At 51.7% G+C, this 12,586-nt stretch carries 10 protein-coding genes; 5 read left to right on the plus strand and 5 right to left on the minus strand.

Annotated features, from left to right (window positions below):
* Positions 1-3 precede the first annotated feature (3 nt).
* Positions 4-699: a putative 2OG-Fe(II) oxygenase gene (locus tag EOE67_RS15555; RefSeq protein ID WP_164852373.1), complete on the minus strand. Its 696-nt coding sequence runs from the start codon at positions 697-699 to the stop codon at positions 4-6.
* 287 nt (positions 700-986) lie between these two features.
* On the opposite strand from EOE67_RS15555, the gene EOE67_RS15560 reads away from it, so the two are divergent.
* Positions 987-1,979 carry a catalase family peroxidase gene (locus EOE67_RS15560; RefSeq protein ID WP_127700253.1) on the plus strand — a complete coding sequence of 331 codons (993 nt, stop codon included), beginning with the start codon at positions 987-989 and terminating at the stop codon, positions 1,977-1,979.
* 246 nt (positions 1,980-2,225) lie between these two features.
* Positions 2,226-3,185, plus strand: coding sequence for a DUF5694 domain-containing protein (locus EOE67_RS15565; RefSeq protein WP_206099623.1), 960 nt, complete (start codon positions 2,226-2,228; stop codon positions 3,183-3,185).
* A gap of 103 nt (positions 3,186-3,288) precedes the next feature.
* Here EOE67_RS15565 and EOE67_RS15570 read toward each other — a convergent pair whose 3' ends face one another.
* Positions 3,289-4,188, minus strand: coding sequence for an Abi family protein (locus tag EOE67_RS15570; RefSeq protein ID WP_127700254.1), 900 nt, complete (start codon positions 4,186-4,188; stop codon positions 3,289-3,291).
* 232 nt (positions 4,189-4,420) lie between these two features.
* The gene (locus tag EOE67_RS15575; protein WP_240652839.1) at positions 4,421-5,350 is read right to left on the minus strand and encodes a LytR/AlgR family response regulator transcription factor; all 930 of its coding nucleotides are present in this window, start codon (positions 5,348-5,350) and stop codon (positions 4,421-4,423) included.
* A 113-nt stretch (positions 5,351-5,463) separates the two neighbouring features.
* Between EOE67_RS15575 and EOE67_RS15580 the strand changes: the two genes are divergently transcribed.
* The gene (locus tag EOE67_RS15580) at positions 5,464-6,705 is read left to right on the plus strand and encodes an acyltransferase family protein (protein ID WP_127700256.1); all 1,242 of its coding nucleotides are present in this window, start codon (positions 5,464-5,466) and stop codon (positions 6,703-6,705) included.
* 9 nt (positions 6,706-6,714) lie between these two features.
* On the opposite strand, the gene EOE67_RS15585 is transcribed toward EOE67_RS15580, so the two are convergent.
* Together EOE67_RS15585 and EOE67_RS15590 are read right to left on the minus strand one after the other, a co-directional pair.
* The gene (locus EOE67_RS15585; RefSeq protein ID WP_127700257.1) at positions 6,715-9,753 is read right to left on the minus strand and encodes an efflux RND transporter permease subunit; all 3,039 of its coding nucleotides are present in this window, start codon (positions 9,751-9,753) and stop codon (positions 6,715-6,717) included.
* Complete coding sequence (locus EOE67_RS15590; RefSeq protein ID WP_164852374.1) at positions 9,750-10,694, minus strand: efflux RND transporter periplasmic adaptor subunit; 945 nt, start codon at positions 10,692-10,694, stop codon at positions 9,750-9,752. The genes EOE67_RS15585 and EOE67_RS15590 overlap by 4 nt, the downstream gene beginning before the upstream one ends.
* 192 nt (positions 10,695-10,886) lie before the next feature.
* Between EOE67_RS15590 and EOE67_RS15595 the strand changes: the two genes are divergently transcribed.
* Positions 10,887-11,513 (plus strand): TetR/AcrR family transcriptional regulator, encoded by a 627-nt coding sequence (locus tag EOE67_RS15595; RefSeq protein ID WP_127700259.1) that lies wholly within the window; start codon positions 10,887-10,889, stop codon positions 11,511-11,513.
* 192 nt (positions 11,514-11,705) lie between these two features.
* A complete protein-coding gene (locus EOE67_RS15600; protein WP_127700260.1) occupies positions 11,706-12,176 on the plus strand; it encodes an energy transducer TonB in 471 nt (156 codons plus the stop codon).
* The last annotated feature ends 410 nt before the right edge of the window (positions 12,177-12,586 follow it).

The following is a 12,586-nucleotide window of genomic DNA, read 5'->3' on the forward strand; positions in this document are numbered from 1 at the left end:
GTTTCAGTTGCGGCCTTTGATAAAATCAGCCCGACCCAACAGTTTTTTCAGGGTTTTAAACCGCGGTTTATCCCCCTGTTTAAACACATTCAGGGCCGGATGATGCGCATTAAAGGCCAGACTAATCCGAGTCATGTCGCCACGATACGGCAATACCCGATGGCCAAGCCAGCTGGGGAAAATATACAGGGTGCCGTCAACCGGCGTCACCTGATATTCTGACGTGCGCAGCGGCACATTCAGACTGATATTCAGCGGACAACTTTGCTGATTGATAAACACCGTTTCACCACCGACATCGTCGCCACCACAGCGCACATAATAAAAACCAGAGGCGATAATGCCGGAGCGAAAATGATCGTGCGCTTTATTAAAATGGCCACGTTCGTTGCAGTTGGCCCAGAGTTCAATTTGCCACAGTGTTGGGTCTAAAGGCGTTGGCAGCTGAAAATACTGCTCCGCCCAGCCTGATAACCGTTCGTTGATTTCACTGACAAATCGCTGCATCGCCGGCAGCTGCACAAACTGTAAATCCGGCGGCGAATGCCAGCCACCTACATTGGTTTTATTGACGCCAGGACGTGATGCGCGCAGTTGCAGCACTTCTGCCACTAAATCTGGGTTCAGCGTTGCCGCATCCTGCAACAGGCTTTGCAGAATTTGGGTTGGAAATAACGGGATCATTTGAAAATTTTGCATCGCTGTACAACCCATAAGCAGCTTGAAATGTGGCAATTTTATGTGGAAATTCGCAGATAGCAAGTGCGGTGGTTGTCAAAATGTTGCTGGCTGAAACTGTACTTGTCACTACTACTGATATTGAAACTGAGCTGGTTTTTCTTGCATTGCATCGCAAGCCACGAAAGTCGTGGGCCTGATCGCCGGTACTTCATGGCAACCACTGACGTCAGGGACTGCTACAGTTTGTCTGTCCCTGTTGTCTATTCCCTTGATTTGTCCCAATAACGCCACCACCGGAGCTTACGATGAAAGCCATGTTCCTCACAACTAGTTTGACAGCAATGTCGCTGCTGAGCTTAAGTTCCACCAACGCCAACGCCGCCACCATTGCCACACCAGATCAATTTATCAGCACCTTCGCCAAAATTTTTGGTGAACATAAAGGCGAACGCAAAGGCCACGCCAAAGGGGTTTGTGTTAGCGGTGAGTTTCAGGGCGATAAAACGCTGGCAACTTACAGCGACTCGCCGTTATTCAGCGGCGACGTGTTTCCATTGACCGGCCGGTTTTCAATGGCCGGTGGTAACCCCAATGCAGCGGAAAACAGCCGTAGCCCACGCGGTTTTGCCGCGCAAATTAAGCTCGGCAATGGCGAATTACAGCATTTTTCACTGCTCTCCACACCGGTATTTGGCGCCAAAGATCCGGATAGTTTTTTAGGCCTGTTGCAGGCAACGATCCCCGATGCCACGACCGGCAAACCAGATCCGGCAAAAATCGCTGCCTATCGTAAAGCGCATCCGGATACCCAACCGCAGGCTGATTTTCTGGCAAAAACCGCACCACCCGCCAGCTATGGCAGCACGCCCTATTTTGGTTTGCATAGTTTTTATCTGAAAAATGCCAGCGGTCAGCAACAGGCCGTGCGCTGGCAGTTGACGCCGGTTGATGGCAGCAAAGGCTTAACCGCCAGCGAAATTGCCGCGCCGCCAAAAGATTTCCTGGTACAACGTTTGGCCGAACGACTGGCGCAAGGCGCCCTGAAATTTAAACTGGAACTGGTATTGGCTGAAGCCGGTTATCCGCTGCTCGACCCATCACAAGCCTGGCCTGTCAGCAGCAAAGTTGTGGCCGGTGGCGAGTTTCGGATCACCCAAAGCGGCGGCGACCTGTGCAAAAACATCAACTTCGACCCGAACGTGCTCGCCAGCGGCATCACGCCTTCGGCCGATCCAATTTTGCTAATGCGCTCAGGTGCTTATGCTATTTCATTTGGCAAACGGCTCAGCGGGCAGTGATAAAGTTGTGGTGTATACCCGTCATCCTTGAAGATTCGGGGTTGTTGCCTTCGCCTACCCGAATCTCCAATGATTTTGGGTATATTACAACCATTTCACTGCCAACATCCGACAGTGTTTGCACACACCAAGGAATTCAGCATGAAAACAATAATGACTCACACTTTAGTCGCAGGCATGGTTTTGACATTGCCCATATTCACGCAAGCCCAAACAAACATAAACCTGACAACACTGGATAATGCCATGACAGGGCCGCGCACCCAAGTGTTGGTGCTGGGGACTGTGCATTTAAGTGAATTACCCGCAGGTTTTGACGCCAAAGCGCTGGATCCACTGTTGGATCAGCTGGCAGGTTTTAAGCCCGAGATCATCACCATCGAGGCCTTATCGGGTGAAGAGTGCGATCTGGCGCTACGGCATCCGGTCAAATATGGCAGCGACTATTGTGCTGCGACAACGCTGGCGAAAACCGCAACCGGGCTGGACGTGCCGGCAGCGATGGCAGCTGTCGATGCCATGTTAAAAACGCTTCCGACGAAACCGACGCCAGCACAACGTCGACAGTTGGCGGCGCTGTTTTTGGCCGCCAATGACCGCGCTTCAGCTTATGTGCAGTGGCTGCAGTTGGCGTCAGCCGAGCAACGTGCCGGGGATGGGTTGACTGAAACTCTGGTAACAATGCTTGGCGAAATCAGCCAGCGTAACAATGAGAATTATCTGATCGCAGCGCGACTGGCGGCACGGCTTGGCCTGCAACGGGTGTTCGCCACCGACAATCACACCGGCGACAATATCGCTTACACCGATAAAGACGCTTTTGGCCGGGAAGTGATGGCAGCCTGGGGCGCGGGCCGCGGTGCTTTTGATCAACGCGAAACGCAAGTACAGGCGCTGACCAAAGCTGCCGATTTGCTGCCGCTGTATCGATATATCAACGAGTCCGCCCATTTACAGGTGCTGGCCGAAGTGAACGTCAGCGCCGCACTACGGGCCACATCGACGACCGGTTATCCGCAAATCTGGGTCAGTGGCTGGGATATCCGCAACTTGCGGATGGTCGCCAATATCGCAGAAACATTTCGCGAACAACCCGGCGCCCGGGTGCTGTCGGTGGTCGGTGTTTCGCATAAACCCTGGTTTGATCAATGGCTTGGCCAACTGCAGGGGGTGGATGTGGTGGGAGTCGAAGCAGTATTGGAATAATGACGAATGGTGTATTGCTTGCGTACCAGTTGATGGCTGATATGGTCGATTTACCCCTGAATTTCCAGTTCCAACATGGTTTGGACTAAAGTCTGAACCAGCGCTAACTGGTCTGCCATAGTGGCAACAAGTCCCACTGTTCAGGAAATCCCATTGCTTTTGGATGGGCGCTCGGATGTATCTTCATAAGATGAATTAAGCGCTGTGTGAAGTGGTGCTCAGGGGCAATCACATTCATAAAATGACACAACATAGCCAAGGTATTATAAAGCTCTTTAGGGCGGTCTAAATTCAAGCTTAACAACAAAGGCGCCGGCCCTTTGCGCGGCAATTTCATAGTAATAGTGAAATCTCTGTTCCATAAACGGGCATGATGCGCACAGATATTTCTGACCATGGTCAAATGGTGCAAGACTGAACAAAGTACCGTTTCATTGAGTTGAAAATGATCGGCTATATTCATTTTTAACGATCGTCTGGCCAAGCCATCGACACATTTGGACAACCATCCAAAACTAAGCAACTCGCAGCAAATCCAAATAGCTGGAGTTGCTTCATCGTACTTATCCATTTGCCGCTTAATATTTGGCTCGGTGGTTCTGACCAATTCCTGATGAACTGCCCCTATAAACCCATCATAATCAAAATCTTTGGAGTTAAATAAGCTCTGATCAAGATGGGCAAAAGCGCCACTGTAATGCGCAACGTGATAAGCCCATTGTGTCCTGACTGCAATCTCAATTCGCTCTATAGCATCCAGCACCAGCAGTCTTAGCTCCCGATCAAAAACATAGAGATCCAGCACCTGTTGAAAGGTGGTTTCTGCACGAAATTTATGGGTTTTGTGGTCGTCAATGAACGACCACCAATACGTACCTAACCGGTAATAATTGATATGTGATAGGTAAGAAGCAGCTAACTCTTCATCATCGACGATAAGTCCACGAGAGATCAGCTGTTGCACTTGCTGTTGCAGGGTAAGCGGAGGTTTTGTGAACTGCATTCAATTGCCTGTTCTCAAAAAAAGTAACCCCTCACAGGGCGCTGATCTTACGGGTAGCGGGAGGGGTGTTGTTGCCGCGTATTATAGACAAACAAGCTTATAATTCAAGCCAAGTTTCTGCTTGGGGTCTGAACCAACCTCATACGACCCACTGACATTAACACTGACAACAACAGCCTTTTGCGGTGGTTCAATACTCAAATTCAGGCGCAAATCCAAGAGAGTTCCCCCCTCATCCCCCAGCCTGAAATCGGGTCCGAAACTGCTCCTTAAACCGTCTCGACAACGCCAGTTGTTGGCCGTTTTTCAGCACCAGTTCGCCGTCGCCGCTCGGTTGGTAGCTGATATTGTCGATATGCCGGTGATTCACCGCGAAGCTGCGATGGATGCGACTAAAACCCTGAATTTCCAGCTGCAGCATGGTTTGGCTGAGGGTGGCGCGTAGCGGGTAAATGCGACCTTTACTGTGCAGGTTTACGTAGTTACCGCAAGCTTCCAGCCACTCGATGTCACCGATCGCCACCAGAAATTCGCGGTCGAGTTTTTTCACTAAAAAGTGCTGTGGCGGGTTGAGTTGAAGCGGAACTGCCGCTGCGACAACTTCATCTTCAGTGTTCTGTTCGGCTTTACCGTCCGGCTCGTCATCACCGCTAATCAACGTGGCGTCGCCAGTCAGCCGGTGATAAACAAATTGCAGCAACTGATACAACCCGAGGAGAAACAGATAACCCCAGGCGTCTTTGCGGTATTCGTAAAACAATTCCCGCGGCCAGGGACCAAAATCGTAACCACGGCCTAGCAGGTCATAGACCAGTTCCCGGCAACCGACCATCAGACCGGTGTGCGCCAGCGAAAACACTAACGAGCCGAGAAAATGTGCCAGCAGCAAAGCGCGTAACTGAGTCAGCCGCAGCGGATGACGATCAAACCACCAGGCAAGCAACGGCGCCAATAACAAAGTCGCCAACATGCTGCTGTATTCCCACAAAAACGGTTCCCACAACGGCAGCAGATTACCGGGTTGCCGGTTGTGTTCCATCCAGACAGATGTGGCGTTGATAGTGTTGTTCAGTAAGATATAAAGCGCCAACGCCAAATAACTATACAACACCTTATGCCGCTCAAACCGCTGTAGCCAGCTGATCCGTTCACCGTTGGTCACAACCATCCACCTCTTAACCCTGAAACCCGCTGCTTAGCCACCGGGCGCTTGGCGTGGCCCCTGCGCTCCGACATGCTGCATTCCATCAAGCCTCAACCCACTGGAGTCACAGCATGACACAAACTGAAATTAGCCGTCGAGATGTACCTGACATAGGCCGCCGTTACGATCTGGACTGGTTACGCATTCTGGCCTTTGCCGTATTGATCTTATACCACGTCGGTATGTACTACGTGGCCGATTGGGACTGGCATATCAAAAGCAGCGTCACCAGTGTGGCGTTGCAGGACTGGATGATCCTGACCAACCCATGGCGGATGTCGTTATTGTTTTTGTTAAGTGCGATGGCGCTGAGCCTGGTGCAGCAAAAAGTTGGCGCTGCGGCTTTACTGCGAAACCGCAGCAGCAGGTTATTGATCCCACTCCTGTTTGGCATGTTCGTGATCGTCACGCCGCAGGTGTATTTTGAAGCGCTGAGTCAGGATTTGATTGAACCCGGTTATCTGGCGTTCTGGTGGCAATATATAAACCCGAACACAGATTTACTGGTGGACCATCATAGTCCAATTGGCTTGCTGACCTGGAATCATCTGTGGTTTTTACCTTATTTATGGTGCTATACCATGCTGGTATTACTCTGCCGCAAGCCGCTGAATGCGCTGGCAAAAGCCTTGCAACCCGTGCCAGGCCGCTACGCCTTGTTAGCACTGGTTTTGGTATTTGTACCCATTGTTTATTTCCTGCAACCGCTGTTCGAAACAACCCATGCCTTGCTGGATGATTGGTACAGCCATGCCAAATATGTTGCGGTGTTTATTGCCGGTTATTTGCTGGCGCAGCATAAAAGCTGGTGGCAAGCGGTGATTGACCATCGCCGCTGGTTTTTAACGCTGGCACTTTGCTGTTATAGCTTTGCCATTGCCGATCGGCATGACATGTTTCCGTCCTTATCAGCACAGTTTGAGCACTCAATCCTGGTACAACTTGGCTATCGGTTAAACTCAGTGCTGAATCATTGGGGCTGGTTATTGGCGGTGCTTGGATATGCTGGGTTTTGGCTGAACCGCCCGGCGTTCAGCTTTGATCAAGACGGCAAAATCCGTCGTTATTGCACAGTCGCCATTTTGCCTTGTTACATGCTGCATCAGAGCTTGACGATCGTGTTTGCCAGCTGGTTAAAACCGCTGGCGATCCCTGCAGGCATTGAAGCGCCGTTGCTGATTGTTCTGACTTTTGCCGGATGTATAGCAGGTTTTGAATTGATCCGTCGCATTGCACTGCTGCGCTGGTTATGCGGCATGACGCCGCTGCAACAACCAACTGCCGCGAAGCAGCCGGTTATCGCAACGGCTTAAACCTAATACTCACACGGCGTGGCGTAGTTTGCGGCTGAAGATCTGCATATAAAGTGCAGGCACAAATAATAGCGTCAGCACGGTGCCAACACCCACGCCGCCAATTAACACAAAGGCCAGCGGTCCCCAGAATGTATCTAGCGTTAGCGGCACAAAGGCCAACATCGCCGCCAGCGCCGTTAACAATACCGGTCTGGCGCGGTGTACCGCTGCATCAACCACTGCATCACGTGCCGACTGACCGGTTGCCAGATTGTCAGTGACCTGCTGGGTTAAGATCAGCGTATTGCGCATCAGGATCCCGGCCAGGCCAATCATCCCCAACAACGCGACAAACCCAAATGGCTGGCGGAAGATCAATAAACCCAAAGTGGCACCAATCAGGCCCAACGGCGCCGTCGCCAGTACCATCCACATCCCGGTGAAAGAACGCATTTGCAGCATAATAAAAATCAGCATCAAGGCGACCATCAGCGGCATCAGTTTCTGAATGGAAGCGTCCGCCTTGCCAGATTCCTCCACCGAACCGGCCTGCGCAATTTTATAACCCACCGGCAGTGAGGCCTGCAGCTCCTGCAGTTGTTGCCACAACCGGTTGGACACATCGTTCGGCTGCGCACCTTGAACATCGGCCACCACCGCCAGATACGGCGTGCGGTTGTACCTTTTCAGCAGCGGTTGCTCGTACTCGACTTTTAGCTCGCCCAGCTGTCGAATCGACACCGCCTGGCCACGGACGGTTTTAATTTCCAGCGTTTCGGCTTTTTGGGCTTGCTGACGCTCTAACCTCGCCACCACTTCGACAGTGCGAATATCTTCCCGCAGCTGCGACACCGAGACGCCGGTTAGTTGTAATTGCAGCTGCTGCGCCACTTCAGTCGCCGTCAGACCATAAGCTGCCATGGTATCGGCTTGTAATTTCAAGCGCAGCACCGGTACCCGTTCATCCCACTCCAGATGCGCGCCGACGATATTGGCGTCTTTGACCATCAATGCCTGCACCTTCGTGGCAATTTCGCGCAGTTTTGCTGGCTCTTCGCCCATCACCCGGAAACTGACTGGCCATGGCACCGGCGGACCAAACAACAGGCGGCTGACGCGGATCCGCGCTTCGCTGAACATGCCCTGGTCGATATGCTGTTGCAGCAACTGCATGATGCGATCACGGGCTGCAGCGTCTTGCGCAACTATCAACAACTTAGCAAAAGCCGGATCTGGCTGCTCTGGGTTGGCGGAGATAAAAAACCGCGGTGCGCCGGCGCCAATAAAGGCCGACATGGTCCGCACATCGGCATTTCCGGCCAGCAACTGTTCCAGTTTACGGCTGGTGGCGTCGGTGTTTTTCAGCGCCGTGCCATGCGGCAAGTAAATGCTGACCAACACTTCCGGCCGGTCGGAGCTTGGAAAAAACTGTTTCTGCACCAGCTTGTTCATCGCCAGCAACGACAACAACAACATCAGCACTGTGGCCAGGATCACGGTTTTTTTCTGCTCAACACACCAGACAATCAAAGATCGCAATTTCAGATACAGCGGTTTTTGGTACATATCTTCATGGTGGGCTTTGACATCTTTGAGTAATTTCACGCCAAGATAAGGGGTAAAAGTGACAGCCACCAGCCAGGATAAAATCAGCGCCGAACCCACCACCCAGAAAATATTACCGGTGTATTCGCCGACTCCAGAACGTGCAAAACCAATAGGCACAAAACCAGCAATAGTGACCAGCGTGCCAAAAGCCATCGGTGCAGCGGTGGCCGACCAGGCAAAACTAGCCGCTTTGATCCGATCCATACCCTGTTCCATTTTCACCATCATCATTTCAATGGCAATAATGGCATCGTCAACCAGCAGGCCAAGAGAAATAATCAGCGCACCTAAGGTGATCCGGTCCAGGTTAATGCCGGCCACTTTCATCACCAAAAAGGTCAGACCTAAGGTCAGCGGAATGGCAATACCCACCACCAAACCTGCTTTAAAGCCAATCGCCAGAATACTGACCGCCATCACCACCAGCACCGCGACCAGAAATTTCAGCTGAAATAAATCGACCGCCGCCGAAATAGCTTCCGCCTGATTGGTCAGCTGATGTAATTCCATCCCCAACGGCAAACGGGCACTGGTGGCAGCAATTTCAGCTTGCAGCGCCTGACCCAGTTGCAGACCGTTTTCGCCGCGCTGCATCACCACACCCACCAATACCGAATCCATACCGCCGGTGCGCGCCAGCATTCGGGCTGGTTCTTCGTAACCGCGTCGGACTTTGGCTAAATCGCCCAGCGGCTGAATAGCATCTTTCACCCGAATGGGTAACTGTTGCAGTTCCGCCAGACTGTCGGCCCGCGCGTCAATACGTAGCGCCAGCGATGGGCCATTGGTTTCGATTTGACCGGCCGGAATTAACCGGCTAAAACCACTGATTTGCTGCTGCAGCTCAGCCGCCGAAAGACCAAGGGTGCTCATTTTTTGCTGATCAAATTCGATATAAACCCGCTCCGGCCGGTCGGCAATCAACACTGCTTTTTGCACCCCTGGCACCAAACTGAGTTTATCGCGCAGCACTTCGGCTTCCCGGCTCAGCTCACGAAACGGCAAACCGGGTGCACTTAACGCCACCAGACTGAAATACACATCAGAAAAGGAGTCGTTGACGATAGGACCAACCACCCCTTCCGGCAACGAAGCACTTTCTTCCAACATCCGTTTGCGCACCTGATAAAACAAATCCGGCACAATTTCCGCCGGGGTATAGTCTTTAAATTCAATAGTTAAGGTGGCAGCGCCAGGCCGGATATGGCTGTCCAGCTTATGGACGTAGCCAACTTCCTGAATGCGTTTTTCCAGCCGGTCGGCCAGTTGTTGTTGCATTTCATCAACAGTGGCGCCTGGCCAGTACACTGACACCAGCATGGCGCGAATGGTAAAAGACGGATCTTCCGCCCGGCCCAGGCTTAAAAAAGCATAGGTACCGCCAATAAAGGATAAAATGATAAAAAACAAGGTGATGGCGCGTTCCCGCACCGCCAGCGCTGACAAATTAAACTTCATTGTGGCAGCTCCTGTACCGCCATCTCCGGCTGCAGTAAATGGGCGCCCAACACCACCACATGACTGCCGTTGGTAAGGGAAGTGCGGATCGAGGCCATTTCACCCTCCAACACCAGAATTTCTACCGGCGATGCCTGCACTTTGCCATCCGTCACTTGCCAGATTTGTGGCTGGACACCACGTTCATCCAGCGCTCCGACCGGCACCTGCGCTATCTGCGACTGATCTTCCTGAAAATGCACCTGCACCACCCGGCCGAGCGCGATAGTCGCTGGCGCATCCAACAACCGATAGCGCGCCTGGCGCGACAAACTTTGTGGGTCAGCGCTACCGGCAAAACTGCGTAATTCCAGCTGCACCGACTGACCGTCGATCAGTACAGTGCCACTTCCCGGCGGCGTCAGATTTTCGGGTAACTGAATTTCCACTTCGGCTTGTTGCACTGTAGCCAGCGACGCCATCGGCTGACCAGCAGTCACCACCTGGCCCGGTTCGCTGCTGATTTGGGTGATAATGCCATCGTCCGGTGCATGTACTTTGGCGTACGTCAGCGCATGGCGCGCCTGCTCCAGCTGCGCCTGGCTGCGGTCCTGATTGGCGCTGGCTTCGTTGAATTTTAACTGCACTTGTTCCAGCGCTTGGTCGCTAATAAAGCCTTTTTTAATCAGCGCCTTAGTCCTGGTTAATTCCGCCTGCATCGTATTGACACTGGCTTTGGCAGCATCGACTCCAGCCTGCGCCACCCGCACCGCTTCGGTTAAATCTTTGGGATCCAATTGCAGCAGCAATTGCCCTTTACGAACCAACTGACCGGGTTCAATCAGTCGTTGCTGTAACCGGCCAGACACCTGAAAAGCCAGTGGCACTTCGGTGCGAGCCCGCAGCACACCGGTAAATTCCAGCTGGTGCTGTTGTTGCAGCTGCAACGGAAGCGTTTTCACCCAACGGCCATTTTTGCTATGATCGACCACGACCGTCGGCTCAGAACACCCGTAAATTTGAAACAAAATGGCGATAACCAGCAGCAATTTGATGCAGCGCATAGATCCCTCGGTATGAGCCTGTCATTATCAGACGATTGCGTTTAGAAACTAATTATTGAACGACTTTGTTCAATAAACAAGAGAATTTTTATGACAGCCACCAGCGGCAGACCCATCGATCGTAGTAAAGACACAGCAATTTTGCTGGCTGCCCGCAAACTTTTAATTCAGGAAGGTGTTGGCGCCGTCACGATGGAAGCCGTTGCGGCTGAAGCTGGCGTGTCCAAAGCCACTTTATATTCCCGTTACAGCAACCGCAACGAGCTGATTGAAGCGGTGCTGCGTGCCCAATCGGACTTCTTTATCGAAAGTTTAAACCCGGATATCCGCAATCCGGACCAGCTAGTCGAAGCGCTGGTCAGTTTTAGTGTGCGGTTGCTGGAATTTTTATGCAGTGACGATCACATCTGCCTGATGAATACCCTGCACGGCCATCAAGGCATGCCAGATGATTTACGCCACCGGATGTATGAACTGGGACCACAAGCCACCTGCGACCAGTTTCAGCAATGGCTGGGCAACGCAGGTGCAGCCGGTTTGTTATATTGTCCCGATCCGGACGCCAGCGGCGAGTTGCTATTTGGGATGCTGGTCGGCATGGATATGCTCAGGCGCATGTTCCAACAACCGCCCAAACACGCAGGTTTACAGATTGAAAGCCATGTCCGCAACGTGATCAGGCTGTTTATGCTGATGCATCAACAGCCGGGTGGCTGAGTTGCTTCCAGACCGGCGATGTCTGGTTTCTCACGCCACACGTTCCTCAATGAAAAACAAATGTTTCTTTAACGTTGATATTCAAGCCGAATCAAGTTAATTTCAGCAGGCTATCATCGGCAAAATAGGCAGACGTCTGGTAAAGATTTACACCTTTAACCATCCGTGACTGTAAATACAAGGAATGTTTTTATGCTGAAAAAACAGCTGATTCTGGTCATCGCAACCCTCGTCGTCAGCGGCTGTGCATCGACCAAAGCCCCGGATGAATATACCAACTTAACCGTCACTCAAAACGAACTACAATCGGCTAAATGGCAGCAATTACAACGATTTGTGGCAAGATATCCGATATCGGCTGCAAGCAGTTCCATCGATGGATGTGCAACAGTGGAGTATGTCATTACGCCACAAAATGAAATCAAAGATCTCAGGATTGTGACGGCCAGCCACCGCGACTTTGCTGATGTGGTTAAAAAAGTTGTGCTCCGCTGGAAGTGGTCCGCATTACCAAAAAATATAATTGCTCAACCCGTAAAAACCCAAACCCGTTTTGAATTCTGCCTGGATAAACCAAACCAACCATGTGCGTTGAATATTCCGGTACATGCCTGCCCGGGTGAAGATGTGCTGTATTCGATTGGATCGGTGGTTAAAAGATAAACACGAAAGCCTTAATGGTTTGTTTGACTCGACGCTGCGCTCCAATCAGCCTGTTCCTACTTTATATATAAAAATGTTATTAACGCCGTTGCCATATTGAACCGCCGTACCCTGACCACGACCATCGAATTCGGTCGCTTCTGGATAGTGTAGGCGCTGCACCGAATTGATAGGCCTGCTGGTGAGGACTGATCCCTTCTACTGGAAATGACTGACCAGACTGCTGGGGATTTTGCGCAGTTTGGAGATAAAAAAGGACACCGGTTTATGGGTGTCCAGATTCGAGTATGTAAAATTTTCTGTGTAAGTGGCTGTTTATCATAGCGATACACGGTCACCGTACATGATAATGAACTGATTCATCGCCGGTTTCCAGTCCCTAAGTGGCATTGTCCACTTCTTCGCAATTT

Origin of the sequence: Rheinheimera riviphila, from assembly GCF_004005945.1 — a bacterium.
GTDB classification, from domain to species: Bacteria; Pseudomonadota; Gammaproteobacteria; order Enterobacterales; family Alteromonadaceae; genus Pararheinheimera; species Pararheinheimera riviphila.